The organism is Streptomyces ziwulingensis, assembly GCF_039542605.1.
In the GTDB taxonomy this organism is placed as follows: Bacteria; Actinomycetota; Actinomycetes; order Streptomycetales; family Streptomycetaceae; genus Streptomyces; species Streptomyces ziwulingensis.
Genome location: NZ_BAABIG010000007.1, coordinates 95,328 through 121,517, shown reverse-complemented (window position 1 = coordinate 121,517; position 26,190 = coordinate 95,328). Strand labels below are relative to the sequence as shown.

Annotated in this window: 23 protein-coding genes; 5 read left to right on the top strand and 18 right to left on the bottom strand. The window is 72.8% G+C overall.

Annotation, left to right across the window (positions count from 1 at the left end):
• Positions 1 to 54: 54 nt before the first annotated feature.
• The 16 genes from ABEB00_RS03420 to ABEB00_RS03345 all read right to left on the bottom strand — a co-directional run bounded on the left by ABEB00_RS03420 (position 55) and on the right by ABEB00_RS03345 (position 16,453).
• Positions 55 to 1,023, bottom strand: a complete 969-nt coding sequence (locus tag ABEB00_RS03420) for an ABC transporter permease (protein WP_345617505.1) — start codon at positions 1,021 to 1,023, stop codon at positions 55 to 57.
• A gap of 32 nt (positions 1,024 to 1,055) precedes the next feature.
• Positions 1,056 to 2,672: an ABC transporter substrate-binding protein gene (locus tag ABEB00_RS03415; RefSeq protein WP_345617337.1), complete on the bottom strand. Its 1,617-nt coding sequence runs from the start codon at positions 2,670 to 2,672 to the stop codon at positions 1,056 to 1,058.
• Between the two features lie 105 nt (positions 2,673 to 2,777).
• The gene (locus tag ABEB00_RS03410; RefSeq protein ID WP_345617336.1) at positions 2,778 to 4,064 is read right to left on the bottom strand and encodes a lytic transglycosylase domain-containing protein; all 1,287 of its coding nucleotides are present in this window, start codon (positions 4,062 to 4,064) and stop codon (positions 2,778 to 2,780) included.
• A gap of 101 nt (positions 4,065 to 4,165) precedes the next feature.
• Positions 4,166 to 4,915, bottom strand: coding sequence for a hypothetical protein (locus tag ABEB00_RS03405; protein WP_345617335.1), 750 nt, complete (start codon positions 4,913 to 4,915; stop codon positions 4,166 to 4,168).
• Positions 4,916 to 4,942: 27 nt separating this feature from the next.
• The gene (locus ABEB00_RS03400) at positions 4,943 to 5,491 is read right to left on the bottom strand and encodes a hypothetical protein (protein WP_345617504.1); all 549 of its coding nucleotides are present in this window, start codon (positions 5,489 to 5,491) and stop codon (positions 4,943 to 4,945) included.
• Between the two features lie 53 nt (positions 5,492 to 5,544).
• Positions 5,545 to 6,300 (bottom strand): hypothetical protein, encoded by a 756-nt coding sequence (locus tag ABEB00_RS03395; protein ID WP_345617334.1) that lies wholly within the window; start codon positions 6,298 to 6,300, stop codon positions 5,545 to 5,547.
• Positions 6,297 to 6,815 (bottom strand): hypothetical protein, encoded by a 519-nt coding sequence (locus ABEB00_RS03390; protein ID WP_345617333.1) that lies wholly within the window; start codon positions 6,813 to 6,815, stop codon positions 6,297 to 6,299. The genes ABEB00_RS03395 and ABEB00_RS03390 overlap by 4 nt, the downstream gene beginning before the upstream one ends.
• Complete coding sequence (locus ABEB00_RS03385; protein ID WP_345617332.1) at positions 6,812 to 8,092, bottom strand: MCE family protein; 1,281 nt, start codon at positions 8,090 to 8,092, stop codon at positions 6,812 to 6,814. Before ABEB00_RS03385 ends, ABEB00_RS03390 begins: the two co-directional genes overlap by 4 nt.
• Positions 8,089 to 9,354: an MCE family protein gene (locus ABEB00_RS03380; RefSeq protein WP_425586428.1), complete on the bottom strand. Its 1,266-nt coding sequence runs from the start codon at positions 9,352 to 9,354 to the stop codon at positions 8,089 to 8,091. Before ABEB00_RS03380 ends, ABEB00_RS03385 begins: the two co-directional genes overlap by 4 nt.
• 56 nt (positions 9,355 to 9,410) lie before the next feature.
• Positions 9,411 to 10,460, bottom strand: coding sequence for an MCE family protein (locus ABEB00_RS03375; RefSeq protein WP_345617331.1), 1,050 nt, complete (start codon positions 10,458 to 10,460; stop codon positions 9,411 to 9,413).
• Complete coding sequence (locus ABEB00_RS03370; protein WP_345617330.1) at positions 10,460 to 11,557, bottom strand: MCE family protein; 1,098 nt, start codon at positions 11,555 to 11,557, stop codon at positions 10,460 to 10,462. The genes ABEB00_RS03375 and ABEB00_RS03370 overlap by 1 nt, the downstream gene beginning before the upstream one ends.
• A complete protein-coding gene (locus tag ABEB00_RS03365; protein ID WP_345617329.1) occupies positions 11,554 to 12,615 on the bottom strand; it encodes an MCE family protein in 1,062 nt (353 codons plus the stop codon). The genes ABEB00_RS03370 and ABEB00_RS03365 overlap by 4 nt, the downstream gene beginning before the upstream one ends.
• Positions 12,612 to 13,865, bottom strand: a complete 1,254-nt coding sequence (locus ABEB00_RS03360) for an MCE family protein (protein WP_345617328.1) — start codon at positions 13,863 to 13,865, stop codon at positions 12,612 to 12,614. Before ABEB00_RS03360 ends, ABEB00_RS03365 begins: the two co-directional genes overlap by 4 nt.
• A gap of 1 nt (position 13,866) precedes the next feature.
• Complete coding sequence (locus ABEB00_RS03355) at positions 13,867 to 14,673, bottom strand: MlaE family ABC transporter permease (RefSeq protein WP_345617326.1); 807 nt, start codon at positions 14,671 to 14,673, stop codon at positions 13,867 to 13,869.
• A 5-nt stretch (positions 14,674 to 14,678) separates the two neighbouring features.
• A complete protein-coding gene (locus ABEB00_RS03350) occupies positions 14,679 to 15,443 on the bottom strand; it encodes an MlaE family ABC transporter permease (RefSeq protein WP_345617323.1) in 765 nt (254 codons plus the stop codon).
• Entirely contained in the window at positions 15,440 to 16,453 is a 1,014-nt protein-coding gene (locus ABEB00_RS03345; protein ID WP_345617322.1) for an ABC transporter ATP-binding protein, read from the bottom strand. Before ABEB00_RS03345 ends, ABEB00_RS03350 begins: the two co-directional genes overlap by 4 nt.
• A 744-nt stretch (positions 16,454 to 17,197) precedes the next feature.
• Between ABEB00_RS03345 and ABEB00_RS03340 the strand changes: the two genes are divergently transcribed.
• The 4 genes from ABEB00_RS03340 (at position 17,198) to ABEB00_RS03325 (ending at position 22,025) form a co-directional block, all read left to right on the top strand.
• On the top strand, positions 17,198 to 17,830 hold the full coding sequence (locus ABEB00_RS03340) for a hypothetical protein (RefSeq protein WP_345617320.1): 633 nt from the start codon (positions 17,198 to 17,200) through the stop codon (positions 17,828 to 17,830).
• Positions 17,831 to 17,956: 126 nt separating this feature from the next.
• Positions 17,957 to 19,546, top strand: a complete 1,590-nt coding sequence (locus tag ABEB00_RS03335; protein WP_345617319.1) for a DUF6801 domain-containing protein — start codon at positions 17,957 to 17,959, stop codon at positions 19,544 to 19,546.
• A gap of 106 nt (positions 19,547 to 19,652) precedes the next feature.
• Entirely contained in the window at positions 19,653 to 20,600 is a 948-nt protein-coding gene (locus tag ABEB00_RS03330) for a hypothetical protein (RefSeq protein WP_345617318.1), read from the top strand.
• A 216-nt stretch (positions 20,601 to 20,816) separates the two neighbouring features.
• Positions 20,817 to 22,025, top strand: coding sequence for a PucR-like N-terminal domain-containing protein (locus tag ABEB00_RS03325; RefSeq protein WP_345617317.1), 1,209 nt, complete (start codon positions 20,817 to 20,819; stop codon positions 22,023 to 22,025).
• Between the two features lie 144 nt (positions 22,026 to 22,169).
• Here ABEB00_RS03325 and ABEB00_RS03320 read toward each other — a convergent pair whose 3' ends face one another.
• Positions 22,170 to 23,552 (bottom strand): lipase family protein, encoded by a 1,383-nt coding sequence (locus ABEB00_RS03320; protein ID WP_345617315.1) that lies wholly within the window; start codon positions 23,550 to 23,552, stop codon positions 22,170 to 22,172.
• Positions 23,553 to 23,930: 378 nt separating this feature from the next.
• On the opposite strand from ABEB00_RS03320, the gene ABEB00_RS03315 reads away from it, so the two are divergent.
• On the top strand, positions 23,931 to 25,457 hold the full coding sequence (locus tag ABEB00_RS03315; protein WP_345617314.1) for a carboxylesterase/lipase family protein: 1,527 nt from the start codon (positions 23,931 to 23,933) through the stop codon (positions 25,455 to 25,457).
• Positions 25,458 to 25,511: 54 nt separating this feature from the next.
• Here the strand turns inward: ABEB00_RS03315 and ABEB00_RS03310 are convergent, their stop codons facing one another.
• Entirely contained in the window at positions 25,512 to 26,186 is a 675-nt protein-coding gene (locus tag ABEB00_RS03310) for a TetR/AcrR family transcriptional regulator (protein WP_345617313.1), read from the bottom strand.
• Between the last annotated feature and the right edge of the window lie 4 nt (positions 26,187 to 26,190).

The following is a 26,190-nucleotide window of genomic DNA, read 5'->3' as shown; positions in this document are numbered from 1 at the left end:
GGTCCGGACGCCGGGGAGGGCGGGGCCGGTTCGGCCGCGGGCGGCCGTGGGGTGTCACATGTCACTGAGTCTCACCCTCGGGTCGAACAGTCCGTAGAGCAGGTCGGCGAGCAGGTTCCCGGCGAGGACCGCGGCGGTGGCGAGGGTGGTCAGCGCCGCCAGCAGCGGGAAGTCGACGGCGGTGGCCGCCTCGACGGTGGCGGCGGCGATGCCCGGCCAACTGAAGACGGTCTCCACCAGCAGGGCGCCGGTGATGAGTTCGGGGACCCGGGAGCCGATCAGCGTGAGCACCGGCAGGAGTCCGGAGCGCAGGGCGTGGTTCAGCAGCACGGTGGATTCGCCGAGGCCGCGGGCGCGGGCGCCGCGCACCGGGTCCTCCGCGAGGGCGTCGCCGACGCCCTGCCGGACGTACAGGGTGAACCAGGGGAGCTGGGAGACGGCGAGGACGCCCGCGGGGAGGACGAGGTGGGTGGCGACCTGGCCCGGGGTGATCTGTTCGCTGGCGGTGTCGGTCAGGCCGCCGGCCGGGAGGAGGTCCAGCCGGAGGGCGAAGAGCCAGACGGCGAGCAGCGCGGTCCAGAAGACGGGGGCCGCCTCCAGGGTGTAGGCGAGGGAGGTGACGGCCCGGTCCAGGAGCGAACCGGGGCGGCGGGCGGCCAGCACGCCGAGCACCGTGCCGGTGAGCACGGCGGCGGCGAAGGCGACCGCGCACAGCAGCGCGGACCACACCAGGCGTTCGCCGATCACCTCGGTCACCGGCTGGCGCAGCAGGCTGGAGTGGCCGAGGTCGCCGCCGAGCGCGGCGGTCAGCCAGTTCCACCAGCGGCTGACGAAGGGTTCGTCGGCGCCGAGGTTGGTCCGCAGCCGGTCCAGGGTCTCCTGGTCGGCGCCGAGCGCGGCGGTGCCGGCGTAGCCCTTGACGGGGTCGAAGGGTGAGGCCGCGGCGATGGCGAAGACGCCGAAGGTGACGACGGCCAGGACGGGGACGGCGAACAGGGCCCGCCGCGCGGCCAGGCGTGCCATCGGCCCCCAGGGCAGGCGGCGGTGGGTACGGGTCACGTCTTCGGCTGCCAGTCCTCGATGTTCCACCACGGGCCGCTGGCGAAGCCGTGCTCGTGCGGTTCGAGCTGGGTGCTCAGCCCGGCCCAGCGGTCGGCGAGGACGTAGAGGTGGTCGATGTGGGTGAGGAAGGTGTAGCCGGGGTCGGCCACGAGGGCCCGCTGGACGGTGTCGTAGGCCCGGCCGCGCCGCTTCGGGTCCTGGCTGCGGCGGCCCGCGTCGAGCGCCTCGTCGACGGCCGGGTCGGCGTAGCGGGCCATGTTGTTGAAGCCGTCGCCGGCCAGGGAGGAGTGCAGGAGGGTGTAGAGGCCGAAGTCGGGGTCACCGACGCTGCCGAAGCCCGCGAGGACCGCGTCGCGTCCCATGCGCGGCTCGATCACCTCCCAGGTGGCGCCCTCCACCTCGACGTCGACACCGGCCCGCTTGGCGTCGGAGGCGTAGGCGAGGGCGTGGTCCTGGCGGACCTTGTCGCCGGCGGGGTAGTACAGGGTGAACGCGGCCCGTTCGCCGTTCTTGGCGCGGACGCCGTCCCCGCCGGGCCGCCAGCCCGCCTCGTCCAGGATCTCGCGGGCCCGGTCCAGGTCCTGGGCGCGTTCGACACGCTTGTCGTACCAGGGGTCGTCGGAGGGCAGCGGCCCGTAGGCGGGCCGGCCCGCGCCGTCCAGGATCCTGTCGGCCATGGCCTGCCGGTCCACGGCGGCGTCCAGGGCGCGGCGCACGGCCGGGTCGCCGGTGACCTTCCCCGCCGTGGGCAGGGTGACGGCCCGGAAGTCGTACGACTTCGCCTGGTACGTCCGCCTGGAGCGGTCCTTCTCGAAGGTGGCGGCCAGGTTGGGCGGGAGGACCGCGCCGTCGAGGTCGCCGGAGCGCAGGCGGGTGGCGCGGACGTTGTCGTCGGCGATGACCGCCATGGTGAACGTCTTCACCTTCGGCGCGCCGCCCCAGTACCCGGGGTTGGCCTTGAAGGTGAGCTTCTCGCCCTTGCTCCAGTCGGCGAGGGTGTAGGGGCCGGTGCCGACCGGCTCGGTGTTGAAGGCGCCGGTGTTGGGGTCCTGCCCGCCCGCGAGGTGCTCGGGGACGATGGGCAGCACCGTGCGCGCGGCGAACGGCGCGTAGGGGTACTTCAGCGTGAAGACGACCGTGTCCTCGCCCTCGGCCCGTACGCCGCGCACGGCGTCCAGTTCGCTGCGGGCGGTGTTGTTGGTCCTCTCGTCGAGGACGGTGCGGTACGTGTACACCACGTCGTCGGCGGTGAGCGGTTCGCCGTCGCTGAACCTCACGCCCGCGCGCAGGGTGAAGGTGTACGTGCGGCCGCCGTCGCCGATCTCGGGCAGGGCGGCCGCCAGGGCGGGCTTCAGCCGCAGGTCGGTGTCGCGGGCCAGCAGTCCGTCGAAGATCTTGGAGTTGCCGTCCTTGCCGTAGCCGAGGAGCGGGCTGAGGGTGTCCGGTTCGGAGGCCACCCCGATCACGACGGACTCGGCCGCCCCGCCGTCCCCGCCGCCGCCCTGGGGCGCCGAGCAGGCGCCGGCGCCCACCGTCAGCGCCGCCGCCGCGGCGGCGGCTTCTCGTATCCGACGGGTCCGACGGGTCCGACAGGTCCGACGGGTGCTCATGGGTCCCCCACGCTCGGTGCCACTGGTGCCGTTGCTGCCATTGCTGGGTTATTGCACACCAGTTGCAATTACGGCGTCAACCAGGGGCGTCGGGGACCGGTGTCGCTAGGCCGGGCAGGTGGGCTCGTCCTCGGGTGCCGTGGGGTCGCCGGCGGTCGGCGCGTCGGTGTCCTGGGCGGGGGTCTCCGGGTCGGAGGGGCACTCCTGCGAGGGTGTCGGTTCGGCGGTCGGCGAGCCGGTGGGGGTCGTGGGGGTGGGGTCCGGCGTCGTGGGGTCGGACGGGGACGGTTCGGGGCTCTGCGTCGGGTCGGGCTCCGTGGTGGACGGGGAGGCCGACGGGGAGGTGGACGGAGACGTGGACGTGGACGGCTGGGGGGACGGTGAGGTCGGCGCCGACCCGGAGGGGGTGGGGCTGGGCTTTCCGGGGTCGGGGCCGATGATGATGCCGCCGCCGTCTCCGCCGCTGTCGCCCTTCCCGCCGTTCCCGTGCGGGCCGCCCCGGTCCTCGCCGTCGGCCGGCCTCGTCGCCGGGGTGTCGCCGCCGGCCCCGGGAGTGAGCGGGATGACGCCCTTGCCGTCGGGCACGGTGTGCACGCCCCGGCGGTAGAAGTCCAGCCAGTAGCGGACCAGCTCGACGTAGGCGCGCGAGTTGTTGTAGCTGAGGATCGCCCGGTCCAGGTCGGCCGCCCGGCTCAGGTCGCGGTCCCCGGCGCACAGGTAGTGCCCGGCCGCCAGCGCCGCGTCGAAGATGTTGTTGGGGTCGACGCGGCCGTCGCCGTTGCCGTCCGCGCCCCACCGGGCCCACGTCGACGGCAGGAACTGCATCGGCCCCACCGCCCGGTCGTACACCGGGTCGCCGTCGTGGACGCCGCCGTCGCTGTCCAGGATCAGGGCGAAGTCGCCCCCGTCGAGCGCCGGGCCCGTGATGCGGCCCAGGGTGGTGCCGTCGCGGTCGACCGCGCCGCCGCGCGCCTGTCCGGACTCCACCTTGCCGATCCCGGCCAGCAGTTCCCAGGGCAGTCGGCAGCCGGGGTCCGTCCTGGCGACGGCACTCTCCGCGGCGCGGTAGGCGCGCAGCACGGTGCCCGGGATACCGGACTCGGTGCGGGCCCGGGTGACCTGCCCGGCGCGCAGCGGGGCCTCCGGGGAGACCAGGGGCGGGAGTTCGGTGTGGTAGGAGCCGTCGCCGGGCGGGGCGAGTTCGGCGTAGGGGAGGTCCGCTGCCGGGGCCAGGCGGTCGCCGTCCGCGGCCGGCCGGCTGTTCCCCCGCTGCTGCGGGGACCCGGGGGCCTGGGAGGCGGTGAGCGCCGCCACCGCGGTCACGGCGATGGCGGTGGCCCGCAGACCCTGCCGGGTCCGGGCGGGTACGCGTCGGGCGCGGTGTTTGGGCATGGTCTCTCACTCCCTGGTGGTGCGAGGTGCTCTACGGGCAGGGTGGGCGGCCTCTTTCGGCGGCCGCGGGGGGCGGTGGGCGGCGGCCGGGGTGCCGGTCGTCAGCGGCCGAAGGTGTCGATGCCGGAGACCAGCCAGTGGCCGTCGCGGTGCACGACGTCGAGGGCGAGCATCGCGCCGGCGTAGGTGCCGTCGTCCTCGGCCTTCTTGTCCCCGGCGGTGCTGACGCTGCTCTGGTCGGCGTAGACCAGCACGCGGGCGCGGTCGCCGTCGATGCGCTCGACCGCGCTGTCGGTGACCGTGGTGGTGATCACCGCCTTCTCCTTGTCGGCCTGGGTGCGCACGGCGCCGAACAGGTCCCGGTGCTGGGCGACCGCGCGTCCCGTCAGCCACTCCTTCGCCGCCTGGTCGAAGGCGGCGGGGTCGGCGTGGTCGTACGAGAAGAGCGCGGCGACCGCCTTGGTCGTCCGGCCCTTGATCTCGCTGGTGCGGGCGGTGTCGGACAGGGCGGTGTTGCGTGCGGCGGGGTCGTCGCGGAGGTTCTCCGCGCGGGCGTGCGCCCAGCCGGCGAAGGCGCCGAGGAGAAGGGTGAGGAGGCAGAGGGCGACGAGGGGGCGCCCCGAACGCGGGGTGCGGGTGCGCGCCGTTCCGGTGGGTGCGGGGCGCCGGGTGCGGGTGCGCTGTGGCCGGTCGCGCGGTTCCTCGCGCCCCCCGGGGGCGCTGTCCTCGGCTGTGGTGCGCGGGCCCGCGGGCTCCGGGCGAGCCTTGTCCGCGGGCTCGTGCGGGGGGCGCAGGGCCTCTCGGGCCTGGCGGCGGCGGAGGGTGTTGAGGCTGTGACGGGTCGTCGGCATCGGGTGTCGTCCTCTTCTGCGGCCGGGTCAGCCGGCCGACGTGGCGCCGACCGGGGCCTGGCCCAGGGCGCTGAGCTTCCAGTGGCCGCCGGTGCGGGTCAGTTCGCCGAGCATGCGGCTGTCCTTGTCGGTGCTCGCGTCGCCGGGCGCCTTCACCGTCACCCGCAGGGCGACCAGCACCCGGGCGCGGCCGGCCCGGTCGTCGAGTTCGGTGAGGGCACCGGAGAGCACCCGGGCCGTGGTGACCGTCTTGGCCGCCTTCACCTGGTCGGCGAACTCGGCCCGGCCGGAGGCCAGTTGCTCGTGCAGGTCTCCGGTGGTCGAGGACTCCCAGAGGTCGAGGCCGGTGTCGATCTTCCGGTGGTCGAGGGTGTTGAGGTTCTGCACGGCCTGCTCACCGGCCGCGAGCGCCTGGTCGCGCTGCTCGGCGTACGACACGGTGTCGTCGTGGGCCGCGTCGTACCAGTCCCAGCCCGTCCACGCGGCGAACCCGCCCGCGATCAGGACCAGCGCGAGGGCGAGGGCCGTGACCGGCAGCGCCCGGGGTCCGGCCGGCCCGCCGATGCCGCGTCTCATGCGTGTGCCCCTCTCCTGCTGCTCCTCGTGCTCGTCGTGCTCCTCGCGCCCGCTCACCGGGTCCTGATGTCGACGATCCGCCACTGGTCCTTCTCCCATCGGGCGGTGACCGTGAGCTGGGCCGCCGCGGAGGTGGTGCCGTCCTTGCCGCGGTGCGAGATCTGGTCGAGGAAGACCAGCAACCGCGCGCTGTCGCCGTCGAGTTCGATCACTCCGGTACGTACGGCCTGGGTGCTCAGGGTGACGCGCTGCTCGGCGAGGTCCGCGCGGATCCGGTCGATCAGCTCCGCGTACTGGCGCGAGGCCCGCCCCGCGAGGACGGCACGCGCCGAACGCTCGGTGGCCGCCAGCCCGTCCGGCGTGTACGAGAAGACCCGGGCGAGGGCGTTGCCGACGTCCCCGGCGACCCGGGTGGTCGCGTCGGCGTCGGTCAGCGCGTGGTTCTCGGCGGACGGGGTGGAGCGCAGTTCGCGGGCGCCGTAGAAGAACCCGCAGCCGGCCAGGACCAGCACGGCCGCGGTGACGGCCGGCAGGAGCCGCCGCAGACCGGCGCCGCGGGAGGAACGGGCACTCGGCCTCGGCCGCTCCCCCGCCCGCCCCGGCACCTCTTCGCCCTCGCCGGGGGCGGGGGTGGCTTCCGGCGCGAGGGCGGCTTCCGATGCGGGGGCGGCTTCCGATGCGGGGGTGGCGTCCGGGGCGGGGCCGGGCGGCGGGGTCGCGTCGTCGGTCGGGGCGGGGCCGGGCACGGAGGGGCCGTCGGGCCGGGCGGGGGTGTCCCGTTGCCGCCCGAGGTGCAGCAGGCGTGTCATCGGTCGCCGTCCTCCTCCGCCGTCCGCGCGAGCGGTACCGCGCTCAGTGCCTTGACCTTCCACTCGCCCTCGCCCGTGCGGGCCAGGACCGCTTCCAGGCGTTTGCGGTCGGTGGTCGCCGTCTTCGTCCCGGCGGGGGTGACCTCGACGCGCACGGTCGCGATGAGCTTCGCGGTGCCCGCGCGCGGGTCGAGGGCGGTGAGCGCGGCCTCGGTGACCGTGCCCCGCGCCGAGGCGCCCGCCTCGGGCCGGGTCGCTCCCAGTTCCTCCCGCAGCGGGCCGGTCGAGGCGGCGCGCCAGGCGCGGATGCCCGCCCGCGCACGGTCCTGGGAGGAGGCGTCCAGGGTGTTCAGCACGGAGAGACGCTCGCGCCCGTCGGCGAGCGCCTCGTCGCGTTCACGGCCGTACGAGAGCGAGTCGTCGCCCCGTGCCTGCGCGTACGTCCACGCCCCGGCCGAGCAGAACGCCAGCGCCAGCGCGAGTCCCGTCCCGGCGAGGACGCGGGCCCGCCTCATCGGCCGTCCTCCGGCTCCGCGCCGAGCAGTCCCGCCAGGCCCGGTGCCGTACCGCTGCCCGTGTCCGGCAGCGCGAGCGCGCCCGGCAGGGCCGGGGCGGACTTCGGTGTGGCCGCCGCGGTGCTGCCCGAGGGCAGCGAGCCGGGCTTGGCCGGGTCGGGCACCGCGCCGCCCCGGGGGGCGTGGGCCGAGCCGCGTACGCCGACCCCGCTCGCGGCGGAGGCCGTGCAGGAGGCGCCGGTGTTCAGGGCCGGGGCGGTGCCGAGGTCCAGGCCGCCGCGGTAGCGGGTGGCGCCGTAGCCGTCGGTGCAGGGCAGCGGCTTGAAGAAGGTGACGGCCAGGCCGAGCTTCATCGTTCCCCCCTCGACGGCGGTGGCGCCGGCCGCGATGGCCGCCGGGTATTTCACCAGGAGTTCCTCGATGCCGCGCTGCCGGGTGACGGCGACCTCGGAGGTGGTGAGCAGGTTGGCGAGGACGACGCCCAGACTGGGGTCGAGGTCCCGGAGCAACCCGCTGACCTGGGTGGCGGCGTCCGGTGTGACGTCGAGGAGCCGGCGCAGGTCGGCGTCCGACCCCTTGAGGGTGCGGGCGAGTTCCGTGGCGCCGTCGGCGAAGCCGCGGATGGCCTCGGCCTCCTCGGCCTGGGTGCGCAGCACCGTCTCGCCGTCGGCGAGGAGGCGGGTGGTGGCGGGCAGGTTGCGGTCGGCGGCCTCGACGAAGGCGCTGCCGTTGTCCAGCAGTGCCTGGAGGTCGTCGCCGTGCCCCTCGAACGTCTTGCCGAACTCGTCCACCACCGTGCGCAGATCCTCCAGCGGCACGGAGCGGGTGAGGGCGTCGACGCTGGTGAGGACGTCGGTGACGGGTGCGGGCACCTCGGTGTCGGGCCGTTCGATCCGGGTGCCCTGGGCGAGGTAGGGGCCCGCGTCGCTCTCGGGCCGCAGGTCGATGTACTGCTCGCCGACCGCGGAGAGTCCGGCCACCACGGCCCGGGTGTCGGCGGGGATGCGGGGGGCGGACTTCTTGATGCGCAGTTCCGCGACCACCCCGTCGGCGGTCAGGTCGATGGAGCCGACCCGGCCCACCGACACGCCCCGGTAGGTGACGTCGGAGTGGGTGAACAGGCCGCCCGTGCGCGACAGTTCGACCTTGACCGTGTAGTAGTCGGCGACACCGACGTACCGGCCGAGGTCGGCGTAGCGGATGCCGAGGAAGCCGAGGACGAGGACGGCGATGACGAGGAAGGAGAGGTTCTTCAGGCGTACGGCGAGGGTGATCATCCCTGTGCGCCTCCGTCCCCGGAGTTCCCGGAGTTCCCCGAGTTCCCCGAGTTCCCGGACGGCGTCGGCACCGAGGGCAGCGGCAGGGTGGCCGACGGGGTGGCGGCGGCCGTGGTCCCGGCGCCGCCGGACCGCTTCCGGCTCCCGGCCGTGGCGCCCTGCTCCTTCTGGGCCGTGGCGGTGGGCGAGGGCGCGGAGGTCCCCTGCGGCACCAGGGGCGGGATCACCTGGGTGCCGGGTTCGGCCGTCATGCTCAGGTACACGTTGAGGTAGTCGCCCTTGACCCCGTTCAGCACCTCGTCCGTGAACGGGTAGGTGAGCAGCACCTGGAGCGAGTCGGGCAGGTCGCCGCCCGCGTCGGCGAGTGCCTTCAGGGTGGGCGCGAGGGCCTTGAGGTCGGCGACCATGTCGTCCTTGCTCGCTTCGACGGTGGAGACGGCGACGGTGGAGAGGGTGTCCAGGGAGCGCAGCATGGTCAGCAGGGAGCCACGCTGCTCGTGCAGGGTCTTCAGGCCGGGCGAGAGGTCGGTCAGGACGGTGCGTACGTCGTCCTTGCGGCCGGCCAGCGTCGCGGAGAGCCGGTTGACGCCGTCGAGGGCGTCGGTGATGTCGGCGCGGTGGTCGTCGAGGTTCGACACCAGTTCCTCGACCCGCTTGAGCATGGAGCGGACCTCGGGCTCGCGTCCGCCGAGAGCCTTGTTGAGTTCCTGGGTGATGGTCTTCAGTTGGGCGACACCGCCGCCGTTGAGCAGCAGGGACAGGGCGCCGAACACCTCCTCGACCTCGGTGTTGCGGCCGGTGCGGGCGATCGGGATGACGCCGCCGTCGCCGAGCCCGCCCGCGGCGGTCGACCTGGCGGGCGCGACGAGCTGGACGTACTTCTCGCCGAGCAGGCTGGACTGTTCCACCCGGGCGCCCGCGTCGCCGGGCAGCCGGACGTCGCCGTTGATCTCCATGGTGACCCGGGCCGACCACTTGTCGCCGTCGAGGCGGATGGCGGTGACCCGGCCGACGGCCACGTCGTTGACCTTGACCGCGGCCTGCGGCACCAGGCTGAGGACGTCGTCCAGTTCGGCGGTGACGGTGTAGGGGTGGGAGCCGAGGTCGGCGCCGCCCGGCAGCGGCAGGCTCTCGATCCCGTCGAAGCGCGGGGCGTCGGCGGAGAACGCGCCGAGGGCGAGGGCGAAGCCCAGGCCGAGGGCGAGCAGCCCGCCGATCCCCACGCCGGCGGCGGCACCGGTGGTGAGCACGCCCCGGCGCACGGTGGTGCGCGGCCCCTCGCGGTCGGCCACCGCTTCCCGGCGTCGCACGGCGCGCTTCACCGCTCCCCCGCCCCCGAGGCCGCGGAGCCTCCGGTCGCGGTGCCTCCGGTCGCGCTGCCTCCGGTCGCGGGCAGGGGCAGCAGCGGGCCGCCCATGCTGATCTCGTTGAGGTCGGCGCGGCCGTCGATCATGCCGGTGTCGGGGTCGTAGGCGCCGGCCAGGTTGTCCGCGGCCAGCGGGGCGACGTCCAGGGCCTCGGCCAGCGAGGTGCGCTGACGGACCAGGGTCTGCGTGATCGGTACCAGTCTGTCCACGTTCTTCTTCAGCTCGCCCCGGTTGTCCTTGATGAACGTCTTCACCTGGGCGAGGGCCGCACCGAGTTCCTCCAGCGCCCCGGCGAGATCGTCCTTGTTGTCGGCGAAGTACCCGACGACCGTGTCCAGCCGCTCCTGCGCGGTGCGTACGCCGGTGTCCTTGTCCTTCAGCATGGTGGTGAAGGTCTGGAGCCGGCTGAGGGTGGCGAACAGGTCGTCGCTGGAGCCGTCGAGGGTCTTGGCGGCCTTGCCGAACTGCTCGATGCTCTCGCCGATGGCCTCGCCGTTGCCGTCGAGGTTGGCGGCGCCGGTCTTCAGCAGGCCGGACAGGGCGCCGGAGGAGTTGGCCCCGTCGGGCCCGAGGGCCTCGCTGAGGTCGGTGAGGGAGGCGTAGAGCTGGTCGATCTCGACCGGGGTGCGGTTGCGGGAGGCGGGCAGTACGGCGCCGTCGGCGAGGGCCGCTCCGGTGCGGTAGGCCGGGGTGAGCTGCACGTAGCGGTCGGCGACGACGCTGGGCGCGACCACCAGGGCGCGCGCCGACTTCGGCACCCGGACGCCGTCCTCCAGCGCCAGCTCCACCCGTACCCGGGTGCCCTGCGGGCGCACCGACTCCACCTCGCCGACCCGGACCCCGAGGATGCGCAGGTCGGACCCGGCGTAGACGCCGACGGCCCGGTCGAAGTAGGCGGTCAGGCGGGTGCCGGAGGATTCCAGGGCGCGCACCGCGGCCAGGCCGGCGGCGACCACGGCCAGCGCGATCGCGGCGGCGAGGAGTTTTCTGCGCTTGCTCATCACTCACCGCTCCCCTGGGCCGCCGACGACTGCTTCGGCGGCATGCACGACTTCTCGGGCTGGGACTGTGCGGGCAGGTAGTCGCGGGGCACCACCCCGCACAGGTAGCTGTCGAACCAGCGGCCGCTGCCGAGGGTGTTGCCGATCAGCCGGTAGTAGGGGCCGACCAGGGCGAGCGTCCGGTCGAGCTGGTCGCTGTTCTCCCGCAGGACGGTGGTGACGCGGCCGAGCGCCTTCAGGGTGGGGCCGAGCTGCTTCTCGTTGTCCGCGACCAGGCCGGTCAGCTCGGTGCCGAGGGCGCGGCTGCCGCGCAGCAGGGCGCTGATGGCGTCCCTCCGGTCCTCGAGTTCGCCGAGCAGCGGCCCGGCGTCCTCGATGAGGGTCTCGAAGCTGGACTTCTTGTCCTTCAGCGTCTGGGTGAACCGGGCGCTGCCGGTGAGGAGCTGGGACAGCTCGCGGTCGCGTTTGGAGACGGACCGCGACAGGTCGGACAGGCCGGTGGCGGCCTTGCGGACGTGCGGCGGCGAGTCCTCGAAGGTCGCGGAGATCGTCTCGAAGCTCTTGGCGAGCTGCTGGGTGTCGATCGCGTCGACGGTGGTGCTGAGGTCCTGGAACGCCTGCGTCACGTCGTACGGCGAGGTGGTCCGGGTCCTCGGTATGCGGTTGCCGGGGTCCTGTTCCGCCGTGCCGAGCGGGTCGAGGGCCAGGTACTTGTCGCCGAGCAGCGTCTTGATGGCGATGGCGGCGGTGGTCCGGTCGCCGATCCAGGCGTCCTCGACGTCGAAGCTGACCTTCACCCGGTCGCCGTCGAGGGCGACGCCGGTGACCTCGCCGACCTTGACGCCGGCGACCCGTACCTCGTCGCCCTCGTCGAGGCCGGCCGCCTCGGTGAAGTCGGCGCTGTAGCCGGTGGCCCCGGTGAGCGAGAGGCTGTCGGCCTGGTAGGCGAAGACGGTGAGCAGGGCCAGTACGAGCAGGCCGACCAGCGCCACGGCGACCGGGTCGCGGTCCTTGGCCGGCTTGAACCGCGGGGGCCGGGACCGGCGGGGTGCGGGGGCGGGGTCGTCGCGGCGTTCGGGCCGCACCAGCAGGCTCATGCGCCGCACCTCGCTTCGGTGACCGCGACGCCGGTCGGCGGCTTCGAGCCGGTCGAGGTGGTCACTCCGGCCACGCGGGCCTCGCAGAGGTAGAGGTTGAACCAGGAGCCGTAGGAGGAGAGCCGGCCCAGGGCGGTCAGCTTGGCGGGGGTCCGGTCGAGGAAGTCCTCGATCTGGGGGGTGGCGTCGCCGAGGTTGTCCGAGAGCCGGCCGATCTGCCGGATGTCCTCCTTGAGCGGCGCCCGGCCGTCCTTCAGGAGGTCCGCGGTGACGGTGGTCAGGTCGCCCATGGCGGCGACCGCCTTGCCCAGCGGCTTGCGGTCGTCGTTGAAGCCGGTGACCAGTTTCCGGAGGGTGTCGACGAGGTCGTCGAAAGCGGCCTCGCGGTCGTTGAGGGTGGTCAGGACCGTGTTGAGGTTCTTCACCACCTCGCCGATCACCTTGTCCTTGGCGGCGACGGTCGTGGAGAGCGAGCCGATGTGGGTGAGGAGGCTGTCGACGGTGGCGCCCTCGCCCTGGAGGACCTGCACGATGGAGCCGGCGAGTTCGTTGACGTCCTTCGGGGAGAGTCCCTCGAAGAGCGGCTTGAAGCCGTTGAAGAGCAGGGTCAGGTCGAGCGCGGGCGCGGTGCGGTCGAGCGGGATGGTGTCGCCGCCGTCGAGGGTGCCGGTGAGGTCGCCGCTGCCCCGGTCCAGGGCGACGTAGCGCTGCCCGACCATGTTGAGGTACTTCACGGCGGCGGTGGTCGAGCGGGGCAGCGCGCGGTCGTCGCGGACGGCGAAGGTGACCTGCGCGGTGCGCCGGTCGACGACGCGGACGTCGGTGACCTCGCCGACCTCGACCCCGGAGATGCGCACACTGTCGCCGTCGGTGAGGCCGGTGACGTCGGTGAACAGCGCCTTGTAGGAGAGGCGGTCGTCGTCGCCGACCCCGGTGTCCGCGACGCTCAGGCCGAGGACGGTGGTGGCGAGGGCGGTCACCAGCAGGAAGGCGAGGGACTTGAGCAGCGGTCCGGTCAGCGGCCGGCGCCGGGTGTGGGCGGTGTGCCGGGACGTCATCGCAGGGTCACCTCCGTGCCGCGCAGTGCCGGACCGGCGAGCAGGCTGCTCCACTCCGGGAGGTCGGCGGGGGCCTTTCCGGTGGCCGGTGCGAGCAGTTCGTTGACGAGGTCGTTCTCCTGCGGGGAGTTGGCCGGACCCAGCTCTTGGCCGGCCGCCGCGGGCACCTGCACGGCCGGCTTCGCGGCCACCCCGAGGTAGGGCACGGGGTAGCAGCGGGGGCCGCCGCCGGCCTCGTACGAGGGGCTGTCGGCGCCGGGGCGGTAGGCGCCGCGGGAGGGCACCGTGGTGACGTCGACGCGCAGGCCGGGCCGGTCGGTGCCCTTGCCGAGGGCCTGGTCCATGGCCGGGACGAAGTCGGTGAGGGTGCGCAGGGTGCAGGGGAAGGACGAGGAGTACTCGGAGAGCAGTTCCAGGGTGGGCCGGGAGGCGGCGCCGAGCCGGATGATGTTGTCCTTGTTCTGCCGCAGGAAGGCGGTCACGTCCTCGGCCGTCCTGGTGGTGGCGCCGAAGGTGCCGGCCAGCTCGCTCTCCTTCTCCGCCAGGGTGGAGCTGGTGGTGGTGAAGTCGGTGAGGGCGGTGAGGATGTCGGGGGCGGCGTCGGCGTAGACGTGGCTGACCTTCACCAGCTCTTTCAGGTCGCGGTTGAGGGTGGGCAGTTGGGGGTTGAACTTCTTCAGGTGGGAGTCGAGCAGGCTGAGCGTCTCGCCGAGCCGTCTCCCGCGGCCCTCCAGGGCCTGGGAGACGGCGGAGAGGGTGGCGGAGAGCTTCTGCGGCTGGACCGCGGTGAGCATCGGCAGCACGTTGTCGAGGACCTGCTGGAGTTCGACGGCGCTCGCCGAGCGGTCCTGCGGGATGACGGCACCGGCGGCCAGGGCCGGCCGGGCGGACGAGGCGGGCGGGACGAGGGCGACGAACCGTTCGCCGAACAGGGTGGTCGGCAGCATCTGGGCGCGTACGTCGTCCGGTATGCCGGCGAGGGCGCCGGGCTCCAGGGCGAGGGTGAGCCGGGCGCCGTCCTCGGTGGCGTCGATCTCGCGGACCTCGCCGACGACCACGCCGCGCAGCTTCACCTCGGCGCCCAGGTGCATCTCGTTGCCGACGCTGCCGGTCTCCACGACCACCGGGTCGGAGTCGGTGAACTTCTTGTCGTAGACCGCGATGGACAGCCACACCAGCAGGGCGGGGACCACCAGGAACACCACTCCGGCGAGCCGGCGGCGCAGGGTCGCGCTTCGGGCACCGCTCATGTCACCCCGCCACCTTCACGGTCGTGGTGGCGCCCCACAGGGCGAGGGACAGGAAGAAGTCGGTGACGCTGATCAGCACGATGGCGTTGCGCACCGACCGGCCGACCGCGACGCCGACCCCCGCCGGGCCGCCGGAGGCGCGGTAGCCGTAGTAGCAGTGGGCCACGATGACCATCACGCTGAAGATGAGCACCTTCAGGACGGAGAGCAGCACGTCCGTGGGTGACAGGAACAGGTTGAAGTAGTGGTCGTAGGTGCCCCGGGACTGGCCGTTGAAGAGGACCGTGACATAGCGGGAGGCCAGGTAGGAGGAGAGCAGCCCGATCGCGTAGAGCGGGACGATGGCGACGACGCCGGCGATGATGCGGGTGGTGACCAGGTAGGGCAGAGAGCGGATGCCCATGCCTTCGAGGGCGTCGACCTCCTCGTTGATGCGCATCGCGCCGAGCTGGGCGGTGAAGCCGGCGCCGACGGTGGCGGAGAGGGCGAGCCCGGCGACCAGCGGGGCGATCTCGCGGGTGTTGAAGTACGCGGAGACGAACCCGGTGAACGCGGCGGTGCCGATCTGGTCCAGGGCCGCGTAGCCCTGAAGTCCGACGACGGTGCCGGTGAACAGGGTCATCGCGATCATCACGCCGATGGTGCCGCCGATCACCCCGAGGCCGCCGGTGCCGAAGGCGACCTCGGCGAGCAGGCGCTGGACCTCTGTGAGGTAGCGGCGCAGGGTGCGCGGGATCCACAGCAGGGAGCGTACGTAGAACAGGAGTTGGTCGCCGGAGCGGTCGAGCCAGACGAGCGGGGAGGCCACGGACCTCAGCCTCCCTTCGGCGGGACGAGTTGGAGGTAGACGCCCGTCATCACCATGTTGACGAAGAAGAGCAGCAGGAAGGTGATGACGACGGACTGGTTGACGGCGTCGCCGACGCCCTTGGGGCCGCCGCGCGGGTTGAGGCCGCGGTAGGCGGCGACGATGCCCGCGATGAACCCGAAGATCAGCGCCTTGAGTTCGCTGATGTACAGGTCGGGGAGCTGGGCGAGGGCGGAGAAGCTGGAGAGGTAGGCGCCGGGGGTGCCGTCCTGGAGGAAGACGTTGAAGACGTAGCCGCCGAGGATGCCGACCGCCGAGACCAGGCCGTTGAGCAGGACCGCGACACCCATGGTGGCCAGCACCCGGGGCACCACCAGGCGCTGCACCGGGGAGACGCCCATGACCTCCATGGCGTCCAGTTCCTCGCGGATGGTGCGGGAGCCGAGGTCGGCGCAGATCGCGGAGCCGGCCGCGCCCGCGATCAGCAGGGCGACGATGAGCGGGCTGGCCTGCTGCACCACGGCCAGCACGCTGGCGCCGCCGGTGAAGGACTGGGCGCCGAGCTGCTGGGTGAGCGAGCCGACCTGGAGGGCGATCACGGCGCCGAACGGGATCGAGACCAGCGCCGCGGGCAGGATGGTGACGCTGGCGATGAACCAGAACTGCTCGACGAACTCGCGGAACTGGAACGGCCGTCGGAAGATCGCGCGGGCCACCTCGGCGGCGAGCGCGAAGAGCCGGCCGGTCTGCCGCAGGGCGCCGGTGATCATGCGCCGCTCCCGGCGGCGGGCATCGGCAGCGTCGGCGCGGCGGGGTGGGCGGCGGGCGTGGCGTAGGTGCGCTCGATGGCCGCGCGGGCCGCGGGCGGCAGCCGGTCGAGCATGCCGAGGACCCGTTCGCGGCGGCGGGTGACGGCGAGCCGCGGCGGCAGTCCGGGGGACGGCTCCAGTTGCGGGATGATCTCCCGGGGTCCCTCCGGGCGCTGCCGCACGACCTCGGCGGCCAGGGTGGCGGCGTCCTTCTCCTCCGACATGCCGATCGGGCCCTCGCGGCGGCCGGCCAGGAACTGCTCCACGACCGGTTCCTCGCTGGTGAGCAGCACCTCGCGCGGGCCGAAGGTGACCAGTTCGCGCCGGAAGAGCATGCCCATGTTGTCGGGGACCGTGGCGGCGATGTCGAGGTTGTGGGTGACGATCAGCATCGTCGCGTCGATCTGCGCGTTCAGGTCGATGAGCAACTGCGAGAGGTAGGCGGTGCGGACCGGGTCGAGCCCGGAGTCGGGTTCGTCGCACAGGATGATCTGCGGGTCGAGCACGAGTGCGCGGGCGAGCCCCGCCCGCTTGCGCATGCCGCCGCTGATCTCCCCCGGCAGTTTCCCCTCGGCGCCCAGCAGGCCGACCACCTCGATCCGCTCCATGACGACGCGGCGGATCTCCGACTCCTTCTTCCGCGTGTGCTCGCGCAACGGAAAGGCGATGTTGTCGAAGAGGGACATGGAACCGAAAAGGGCGCCGTCCTGGAACATGAGCCCGAACTTTTTCCGGGTCTCGTAGATATCGCGTTCCGGGCTGTTCACCATGTCCACTCCGTCGATGAGGACACGGCCGCGCTCCGGTTTCAGCAGCCCGATGAGCGACTTAAGAAACACGGTCTTTCCGGTGCCGGACGGACCGAGCATGACGCTGACCTCTCCGGCCGGCAGGGTCAGGCTCACGTCCTGCCAGATCTTCTGCTTGCCGAAGGACTTGGTGAGTCCCTCGACCACCACTTCGATTCCCATATCACCTCCAAAGAGGGTGAGGTCGGTGTGCACCGCGGAGCGCACGTTAAGCCGGTGCACGGTTGACTGACAATAGGTGGGGCACCGGGTCGTGCCGGCCTCCCCGTTCTTTGTCACCGCGCAGACAACTCACCTCGTGGACTTTGTCTGCGCGGTGCGGGGCAGGGCCACGCGGCTCCGCGCGGAAGGGACTCCCGCGCGACCCTGCCGACGGATGTCCGCCCCAGAAGGAGGGCAAGGCCGGAAGTCATCCGTCGCGCCTCCTCGGTATGGGGGGGCACCCACCAGGAGATCAGCGCCGTATCCGGCACGCTACGGCCGAGTAACCTACGCGGGCAAGAGAGGGATCTGACTTTCCCGAAGGATTCGGTTCAGCCATCGGCAATTTGGCATCCCGCAGCTAAAAACGGGCCCGCACTTTGTCATCAGATGAGCAAAGCGGACCGGGACGGGGGCCGGGGAGCCGCACCCGGGCCGCCGGGGCGGGCCGGCGCGGGGCCGGGCGGCGGGGCCGTTCTTAGCAGTGGGTGACTAAGCGGCCCTCCGGACTGCTCACCCGGGGAACAGATGTTGCACATTCTACAAAGAATCATGGTCGGCGCCATTGTTCGCATAAGTTTCCCGCAAGTAACGTCGGGGCTCGCGGTCGAGGATTTCCGAGCCGCGGACCGCCCGTTCTCCCGCTCCTACGGTTCGGGCGTCATCCCCCTCTGCCGGTCAATCCACAAGGAGAGTCCCAGAGTCATGAAGAAGCCCTTCACAAGAATCGCCGTCGTGGCGGGCGCGGGTGCCGCCGCCTTCGCCATGGCCGTCGCCCCCGCCTCCGCCGTCCCCTCCACCGTCTGGACCGTCACCCCGTCGCCGGCCAACTTCTCGGCGACGAACAGCGGCAACATAGTGCTGACCGCCAACATCCCGATGACGTGTACGACGTCGAGCGCCTCGGGCACGATGGCCAGCGCCACCGGCAACCCGGCGACGGTGGCGTCCATCAACGCCATCAACTTCGGCACCAGCGCCTCGCCGTGCTCCAGTGTCCTGGGCAACGTCACGACCATCGCCACCACCCCCTGGACCGTCGTCGCGCAGGACTACACCGCCGCGACCGGCGTCACCAAGGGCTACGTCGGCAACGTCTCGGCGAAGGTGACCGCCGGCGCCTGCGTGTTCACCGTGACGGGCAAGGCCACCGCCACCTACACCAACTCCACCGGCATCCTGGCCGTGGCCAGCGTCAGCGGTGACCTCGCCGTCACCTCGGCCACCGGCTGCGGCACCGTGGTCACGACCGCCACCAAGCCCACCTTCAAGGGCAACTACGCGGTCAAGGTCACGGGGACCACCACCATCCCCAAGATCGTCGGCTCCAACCCGTAACAGGTGAACGGTGCGGGCGGGCCGGGCACACCCGGTCCGTCCGCACCGCACCAGGTGGCCGCGGCCCACCCCGCGACGGGTGGCCGCCGCCGCCCGCACCACCGAGCCACCCGAGCGGAGTGACAGATGACAGGCCCCCGTACCGCCGTCCGACGGACGGCCCGCAGCCGTGCCCGGCGCGCGGCGATCGCCGCGTTCGTCGTGCTGGCCGCGACCGTGCCCGCGGCGGCCGTCGCGGCCGGCGCGCAGGAGGTCGACGCCGCACTCCCCTACACCTGCGCCCTCCCGTCCGGCGAACAGCCCGTGACGGTACGGGTCTCGGCGACCTTCCCCGACCGGGTGGCGGCCGCCGAGCCGGTCGAACCCACCGACGTCACGACCACCGTCGAACTGCCGGAACCGGCGGTCGCGGACCTCACCGCACTGGGCGCGGCCGGGGTCCGGGCGGCGACCCGGCTCGCCGTCGGCGTCACCCAGGACGAGGCCACCGCCGAGGCGACCTGGCGCGGCGAGACGGAGCCGACGGCCCTCCCGGCGTCCGGACCCCTGACGCTGACCGCGACCGGGGACGTCCCCTCGGTGACCGGGCAGGGCACGGGCGAACTGGTCTTCTCGGCCGGGAAGCTCGCCGTCGACCTGACGCCGGCCACCGCGGACGGCGGCGCCACCGACCCCGCCGCGCTGACCGTCGACTGCGTCCTCGCCGACGGGGCCCCGGCCGGGGGTGAACTGGCCACCGTCCCCGTCGGGACCGGTCAGGGCGGCGGTACGGACACCCCGAGCGGCTCGCCGTCGGGACCTGAGTCCCAGGTGCCCTCCGCCTCCGGCACGCCGGGGCGGCCCGGCGAGGAGCCGGAGAGCCGTCAGGACGACCGCGCCCCGAAGGTGGACGGGACCGCACCGGGCGCTGCCGCCGCCGAACGGACCGCGCCGACGTGCAAGTACGACGAGAAGTACCCGGCCGGACCGATGTCGCTGAACGCCTACATCACCGGCTACGCCAACGTGAACAAGCTCGACGGCGCGGCGCTGATCCCCCCGTTCTGCACGCTCATCACCCAGGGCGAGCCGCAGTTCGAGTTCTTCCCCGACTTCAGCGGCGCCACCATCACCCAGCACTCGACCGCCGACCTCTACCACGCGCAGCGCAAGCAGACCCCTCCCTTCGAGGCGACCTTCCTGACCTTCGACTTCACCCCGACGACGGCCACCATGGTGCTGGAGCAGACGGGGCCGATGACCATCGACTCCCACGGCAGCACCGACTTCCTGTTCACCAGCACGGACACCTACGTCCGGGCGCCGATCGTGCTCCGGGTGACGTCCCTGGAGATCAACGGCACCCCGCTGGACGTGGGGGCGGACTGCCGGACCAGGACCTCCCTCGCCTCGCCGGACCCGGAGCCGGCGAAGTACCCCGGTGACCACCTGGTCCTGCACGGCCGGGGCGAACAGGTCACGGGCGAGCCGGCCACCGGTTATCTGCTGCTCTCCGGCGGCCCGCTGACCGGCAAGGTCACCATCCCCGCCTTCACGGGCTGCGCGACGGCCGACGGCGAGAACCTCGACCGGCTGCTCACGGCCTCCGTCTCCGGCCCCGACAACTACGTCAAGCAGATCCAGGGCCAGGCCTGCTTCGTCTCGGCCGACGTGCCGAACCCGGACGAGTGCACCGAAGACCTGCAGCCCCTCAAGGTCCCCGTGGCCGAACGCTGAAGCCCGCCCCGGCACGCCTGCGCCCCGCACGCCCCGCCGCTCGCTCTCCCGCCCTTCGCTTCCTCGTTCCTCTCTCCTTCACACCCCTCTCCCGGAAGGCCACAAGATGCGGTTCACCCTCGGCACCAGAGTCGCCACCACCACCGTCGCGCTCGGCACCGCGCTCGGTGCCTTCGCCTCCATGGGCACCGCGACCGCGGCGGCCGCGGCACCGAACGGCGAGTGGGCGCCCTTCACCCGCTGTCCCGTGGACGCGCCGGCGATGCTGGCCGCGGACGGTCTGGCCCAGACCCCGCAGTGCGTGGTCTCCACCTCGCCGAACGGGACCATCAAACTGGGCAACACCACCGTCACCACCGGCAAGACCAACCTCCAGATCGGAGTCATCCAGAACTCCGACGGGACCAGCTCCGTGGTGGCTCCGGCCGCCGGCGCGCTCATCGCCGACTCCGCGACCGTCCCCGGCGGTCTGCTCGGCCTGATGTGCCCGAGCAACCTCCCCGGCCTCACGGCCATCTGCGAGCAGCTCAGCGACAGCACCCTGAACAAGATCACCGCCACCGTGGAGTCGGTCGGCGCGCCCTACGACTTCGACCAGACCGCGGGCATCCTCACCGACCAGCAGATCGTCGCCATACCGGTCCGCATCCACCTGGAGAACCCGATCCTCGGGAGCAAGTGCTACATCGGGACCAAGACCAGCCCCATCGTGCTGCGCCCGAAGAACCTGCAGTTCCCCGAGTTCGGCATGTCGTTCTTCAACGGTGACGGCACGGTCGCCGACGACGGCGAGATGAGCCGCATCAACCTCACCGGGGCGACCCAGAACGACACCAGCTTCGCCGTGCCCGGCGCCAGCGGCTGCGGCCTCGGCCTGTTCGGGCTGATCGACGCGGCGGTCAACGCCAAGACCGGGCTGCCCTCGGCGGCCGGGAAGAACAGCCTGACGCTCAACAACACCCAGACCTACCTCGCCGGTCTGAACGCCCCCGGCACGGTCGCGCCCGACGCGGGCAAGCGGCTGGCCCAGAACTGGCACTCCGCCGTCAACTAATGGCCGCGCAACGGCGATTCTCAGCCGTCCCGGCAGTCCCGCCCCGTCTCACCGCATCGAAATGCGCACAGGCTGTGTACGTCCCAGCGAAGTTGATTTAGCTTCAGCAGCCCAGAGACACATCACCTCAAGTCCGGTCGTGCGCCGCTCCCTCGGTGAGGGAGCGGCGCACGGCCGGTAGCCCATGGGCGCATCGGAGAGCAAGGGACGGCACTCATGCCTTCAACCACGCGGCCGCCGGAAGTCGGTGAACCGCTAGAACCCCTTCCCAAGGAGTTCGCCGCCTTCATGCGACCGGAACTGCCCGGCCTGATGAAAGAGATAGGCGTCGAGGTCACCCGGGCCTATCCGGTGTACGGACGGCTGCTCAACGGCCCCAACGCCGACGCGATCCGGCAGGGCGTCGAGCAGGCCCTGTACGCCTTCGTGGACCGCGTCGCCGACCCGGGCAAGAACGCCGCGCTCCGCGACGAACTGCTGCGCAAGTTCGGCCGGGTGGAAGCCTACGAGGGGCGTGAACTGGACACCCTCCAGGGCGCTTACCGGCTCGGTGCCCGGATCGCGCTGCGCCGCGCCAAGGCCCTGGGCCAGCAGTACCGGCTCTCCCCCACCCTCATCCTCGCCTTCGCCGACGCCCTGTTCGCCTACGTCGAGGAACTGGAACGGATCTCCCGCGAGGGCTACGTCGAGGTGCAGTCACGGGCCTTCTCGGAGGTACCGGCCCAGCGCCGGCGGCTGCTGCACCTCATCCTCGCGGCACCGCCGCTGCCCCAGGCGCTCACCGGGCTCTGCGAGGCGGCCGTCTGGCAACTGCCGGCCGACGTCACCATGGTCGCCCTGCGCGCTCCGGTCCCCGACCATCTGGAGGCGGGGCTGGCCGACGACGTCCTGGCCGACCTGGACATCCCGCAGCCGCATCTGCTGGTGCCCGGGGCGTTGACCCCGGAGCGGCTGGCGATGCTCGACGCGGCCCTGACCGGCTCGCACGCCGTGGTGGGGCTGACCGTGCCCCTGGCTCAGGCGGCCGACTCCATCCGCTGGGCCCGCCGGGTGCTCCAGCTCATCGACGAGGGCGTCGTGGCCGACGCGCCCGTGGTGCGCTGCGAGGACCATCTGGTCACCCTGTGGCTGTTGTCGGACCCGGCCCTGGTGTCCCGTCTCGCGGCCGGGGAGCTGGCTCCGATCGACCGACTGCCCGCCAGCCGCCGCGACCGGCTCGTGGAGACCCTGCGGGTGCACGTCTCCACGCGGGCACCGGCGGAGCAGGTCGGCGAGATCCTGGGCGTGCACGCCCAGACCGTCCGGTACCGCCTGCGGAACCTGGACGGCCTCCTGGGCGACCGGCTCACCGACCCCGACCACCGCTTCGCCCTGGAGGCGTCGCTGCGCGCCCTCCACCTGCTGGACCGCGACCGCGGCGAGTAGGAGCGCACGGGGGCACGGAAGCACGGTGCTACCGGGGCACGGGGCCGCACCCCGGCACCCCGGCACCCCGGTCGCCGAAGCGGCACGACCCGTCACCTCGGGTCGTGCCGCTTCGGCGCTTCGGCCTTGTGTGTCCTTTCCGGGTCAGGGCTGGAGCGGCATGGACCAGCAGTTGGAGGTGGCCTGCTTGCCGGAGAGCCGGTCGGTCAGCCAGGTGATCGCGTTGCCCTGGTCGGTCACCAGCGGCACCAGGTGGTTGGTGAGCAGGCCGTCACCGAGGTTGGGCAGGATGACGGGCTCGTAGGTGACGTTCGCGCCCTTGCCGCACCAGTCGACGGCGAGCCGGCGGGCCTGGGCGTGCGGGACGATGTCGTCCTGGACGCCGGTCGCCACCCGGACCGGGCCGCTCGGCTTGCGGGTGCCGATGCGCTGGTCCGCCAGTGTCTGCTGGAGCACCGGTTCCTTGGCGACGATCTCGCTGAGCGACTCGCCCGTGGTCGTCCAGGACTCGCTCTTCTTGAAGGCGTAGTCGAGCAGCCCGTCGCCTATGCAGGCCGTGGCGAGGTCGGCCAGCGCGGCCTCGCCCGCGGCGTTGAGGTACTTGTCGGCGAGCGGCCGCAGTTCGGGGTCCGACTGGAGGAAGCCGTTCAGGGACCAGCCCAGGGCGCTGACCAGGGCGCTGCCGTCGATGCCCTCAAGGGTCTGGGCGAGGTCGGCGGGCGGCGCGCCCGAGTAGGTGCCGGCGAGGGTGATCTCCGGAGCGTAGGCGGGCTGGAGTTCGGCCGCCGACGCGCTGGCGCCGCCGCCCTGGCTGTAGCCGAAGAGGCCGACGCGGGAGGCCGCGGTGACCGAGGTGCCGGGCACGGTACGGGCCGCGCGGACCGCGTCGAGCAGGGCCCGTCCGCCGTCGAGGCGGTTGACGTAGGTGTGCAGCCGGTCCGTGGCGCCGAGTCCGACGTAGTCGGTGACGACCACGGCGGCGCCGGAGGCGAGCAGCCGGTAGATCGAGAGGTCCTCGTAGCCGACCGACACGGTCTCGCCGTCCAGGGTGATCGGCCGCTCCAGTCCCTGGGACGCGGCGCACAGGTCGCCCTGGCCCATGGTGCCGGGCGCCACGGCCACCAGCGGTCGCGCGCCGCCGCCCTGCCAGGCGGCCGTCGGCTCGATGTAGGCACCGGTGACGGCGACGGGCAGGCCGTTGGAGTCCGTGGACTTGTACATCAGCCGGGTCGCCTTGCCCGGCAGCGGCCCGCCGAGCGCGGGCAGGCTGAGGGCGAGCTTGAGGGGCTCGGTGCGCACCAGCGCGCCGTTGGCCGCGGGCAGGGAGGCCGGCGGGTCGTAGAAGGCGGGTACGGCGGTGCCGGGGGCGGCGTCGGGTGCGGCGGTGGCGGGGACCGCCTGCACGCCCACGCACGCCAGCGCGGCGACGGCGGCGAGGGCGATCAGCCGGCTTCCGCCGCGCTTCGGCCGGGTGCCGGATCTGCGCGGCGGGGGCTGGGGGGCGCTGTGCGAGCGAGCTTGTTCCATGAGCGGCTCTCCCTGCTTCATCGAGGGGTGGGGGTGACACCGGCCGGCGGTGGCGAGGGCGAGGTGACGGCCTGCCGCCGCGGCCGCGGCCTTGGACGCACACGACTGACCTCCCGAAGTCCCCTCCGGAGCGCCTGGTTACTGACTGGTCAGTCAGTACTGGAGAGTAGGGCTTCGTGCCACACAGCGACAAGACGGCTGCAGCGGTCGGTTGGGAGTGGCCGAGACTGGTGATTTACGCGGTGGCCGGCGACCGGCGCCTTGCGAGGCTTCAGTGACCGTTTCCGCCCTTTCCCCACGGAGGTGCCGATGTCCGGTCCGCGCGCAAGAGAACAGGCGAGCCCAGACCGAAGATTGTCATGGACTCGTCGATTAACGGTGCTGCTGAGCGGTCTTCTCCTGGCCGCCGTCGGCCTGCCGCACCTGCCCGCGGCGGCGGCCGACGCCCCCGTCGTCACCACCCGCTCCGGACAGGTACGGGGCAGTGCGGGCGAGAGTGCCCACACCTACGCCGGCATCCCCTACGCGGCGCCCCCGGTCGGGGCCGGGCGCTGGAAGCCGCCGGCGCCGCCGGCGCGCTGGACCGGCGTCCGGGACGCCACCGTGCCGGGCAACCCCTGCCTGCAGGGCGACTCCTCCAGTCCCTGGGGCGACCTCGCGGGCCCCGGCACCCCCAGCGAGGACTGTCTGTATCTGAACGTCCACACGCCCGCGAAGCGGTCGGCGCTCAAACGGCCGGTGATGGTGTGGCTGCACGGCGGCGGCTTCACTGTCGGCTCCGGGTCGTTCTACGACGGCAGCGCACTGGCCGCGCGGGGAGACGTACTCGTCGTCACCCTCAACTACCGGCTCGGCGCCTTCGGCTACTTCGCCCACCCCGGCCTGGCCGGTGAGTCGGCGCAGGGGCTGTCCGGCAACTACGGGCTGCTCGACCAGCAGGCCGGCCTGCGCTGGGTGCAGGAGAACATCGCGGCGTTCGGCGGCGACCCGGACAACGTGACGCTCTTCGGCGAGTCGGCCGGCGGCGGCAGCGTCTGCCACAACCTGATCTCCCCGCGCACCGCCGGACAGTTCGACCGGGCCATCGCCCAGTCCGGCTGCGGATTCCCGCTGCCCACCCAGCAGTCGCAGCAGAACAACGGCACGGCCTGGGCCACCTCCTCGCTCGGCTGCGCCGACGTGGCCTGCCTGCGCGCGAAGCCCGCCGCCGAGGTGCTCGCCGCGTCCCTGACCCCCACCGCCCGCTGGACGCCCAACGTCGACGGCAAGGTGCTGCCGCTGCAGATGACGGAGGCGCTGGAGAGCGGCCGGTTCCACCGCGTCCCGGTCCTCCAGGGCACCACCGCCGACGAGGGCCGGCTGACCGTCGCGAGCACCTACGACCTGGCGGGCCGGCAGCTCACCGCGGCCGGCTACCCGCTCGCGGTCCGGGCGCTCTACGGCGAGCGGGCCGACGCGATCCTGGCCCGTTACCCGCTCTCCGGATACGGGACGCCCGCCGAGGCGCTGGGCGCGGTCTTCACCGACTCCCAGTTCGCCTGCGCCCAGTCCCGCACCGCCGGCCTGATGGCCCGGCACACCCTCTCGTACCAGTACGAGTTCGCCGACCGCCACGCCATGGACTACCTGAACCTCCCGATCAGCTTCCCGATCGGCGCCCCGCACGGCTCGGAGATCCGGTACGTCTTCGGCGCCGTCTCCGGCACCCCCGCCCAGAACGCGCTGTCGGCCACGATGGTGGACTACTGGACCAACTTCGCGAAGACCGGCGTACCGTACGCGGCGGACGGCCCCCGCTGGCATCTGTTCCCGCAGGTGCAGACGCTCGCCCCCGAGGCGATCACGTCGGGGACCGGTTTCCCCGAGGCGCACCGCTGCGATCTGTGGAACGCGCCGGCCTCCTGACCGGCCGGCACCGCACCCCACGGCGTGGCGCCCGCCGGCGCCACGCCCCTCGCGTCACCCCCTCGCGTCATCCCCTCGCGCCGCCCCGCCCGCCCCGGTGAGGTGCGCGAGGGTGCCGATCACCCGGTCGGCGATGTCCGGCGGCCAGGGGAACGAGGGGGCGACCACCCGCTGGTGGGCGAGTCCGTGCAGGCCGAGCCAGAGCGCGACCGCGTCGGCGTGCACGTCGGTGCTGGTCGCAGAGCCGTCGGCGACGCAGTCCTGAAGCGCTTCGGCCAGTCGCAGCATGCTCGTCCGGCCGAGGGCGGCCATGTCCTCCCGGGTCACGGAGGTCCCGTTCGGCTCCGGCGACCAGACCCCGCCGAACATCGTGCGGTACCGCCCGGGGTGCTCCTGGGCGAACCGCAGGTAGCTCCGGCACAGGGCCAGGAGCCGCGCACGGGGGGTGTCGGCCGCGGCGTCCAGGGCGGCGCCCAGTTGCCCGTCCAGTTCGGCGAAGGCGCTGCGCACCACGGCCAGCATGATGGCGGGCTGGTCCGGGAAGTGGCGGTAGATCGAGGGGGCGGCGATCCCGACCCGGCGGGCGACGGAGCGCAGCGTGATGGCGCTCTCGTCACCGGTCTCGTCGAGCAGGCCGACCGCGGCCGTCACGATCTCCTCCCGCAGTTTCGACCCCTCTCCTCGGCGGTTGCGGACGCGGACATGTGTCGCTGAGCTGTCGTCTCCCATACCG

Bases quoted from the DNA above. Each gene is read 5' to 3' on its own strand.
- ABEB00_RS03385 (WP_345617332.1), bottom strand. From the start codon at position 8,092: ATGATCACCCTCGCCGTACGCCTGAAGAACCTCTCCTTCCTCGTCATC.
- ABEB00_RS03410 (WP_345617336.1), bottom strand. From the start codon at position 4,064: ATGCCCAAACACCGCGCCCGACGCGTACCCGCCCGGACCCGGCAGGGT.
- ABEB00_RS03365 (WP_345617329.1), bottom strand. From the start codon at position 12,615: ATGACGTCCCGGCACACCGCCCACACCCGGCGCCGGCCGCTGACCGGA.
- ABEB00_RS03390 (WP_345617333.1), bottom strand. From the start codon at position 6,815: ATGAGGCGGGCCCGCGTCCTCGCCGGGACGGGACTCGCGCTGGCGCTG.
- ABEB00_RS03405 (WP_345617335.1), bottom strand. From the start codon at position 4,915: ATGCCGACGACCCGTCACAGCCTCAACACCCTCCGCCGCCGCCAGGCC.
- ABEB00_RS03345 (WP_345617322.1), bottom strand. From the start codon at position 16,453: ATGGGAATCGAAGTGGTGGTCGAGGGACTCACCAAGTCCTTCGGCAAG.
- ABEB00_RS03350 (WP_345617323.1), bottom strand. From the start codon at position 15,443: ATGATCACCGGCGCCCTGCGGCAGACCGGCCGGCTCTTCGCGCTCGCC.
- ABEB00_RS03310 (WP_345617313.1), bottom strand. From the start codon at position 26,186: ATGGGAGACGACAGCTCAGCGACACATGTCCGCGTCCGCAACCGCCGA.
- ABEB00_RS03320 (WP_345617315.1), bottom strand. From the start codon at position 23,552: ATGGAACAAGCTCGCTCGCACAGCGCCCCCCAGCCCCCGCCGCGCAGA.
- ABEB00_RS03360 (WP_345617328.1), bottom strand. From the start codon at position 13,865: ATGAGCGGTGCCCGAAGCGCGACCCTGCGCCGCCGGCTCGCCGGAGTG.
- ABEB00_RS03395 (WP_345617334.1), bottom strand. From the start codon at position 6,300: ATGACACGCCTGCTGCACCTCGGGCGGCAACGGGACACCCCCGCCCGG.
- ABEB00_RS03415 (WP_345617337.1), bottom strand. From the start codon at position 2,672: ATGAGCACCCGTCGGACCTGTCGGACCCGTCGGACCCGTCGGATACGA.
- ABEB00_RS03370 (WP_345617330.1), bottom strand. From the start codon at position 11,557: ATGAGCCTGCTGGTGCGGCCCGAACGCCGCGACGACCCCGCCCCCGCA.
- ABEB00_RS03400 (WP_345617504.1), bottom strand. From the start codon at position 5,491: ATGAGACGCGGCATCGGCGGGCCGGCCGGACCCCGGGCGCTGCCGGTC.
- ABEB00_RS03375 (WP_345617331.1), bottom strand. From the start codon at position 10,460: ATGAGCAAGCGCAGAAAACTCCTCGCCGCCGCGATCGCGCTGGCCGTG.
- ABEB00_RS03335 (WP_345617319.1), top strand. From the start codon at position 17,957: ATGACAGGCCCCCGTACCGCCGTCCGACGGACGGCCCGCAGCCGTGCC.
- ABEB00_RS03340 (WP_345617320.1), top strand. From the start codon at position 17,198: ATGAAGAAGCCCTTCACAAGAATCGCCGTCGTGGCGGGCGCGGGTGCC.
- ABEB00_RS03325 (WP_345617317.1), top strand. From the start codon at position 20,817: ATGCCTTCAACCACGCGGCCGCCGGAAGTCGGTGAACCGCTAGAACCC.
- ABEB00_RS03420 (WP_345617505.1), bottom strand. From the start codon at position 1,023: ATGGCACGCCTGGCCGCGCGGCGGGCCCTGTTCGCCGTCCCCGTCCTG.
- ABEB00_RS03330 (WP_345617318.1), top strand. From the start codon at position 19,653: ATGCGGTTCACCCTCGGCACCAGAGTCGCCACCACCACCGTCGCGCTC.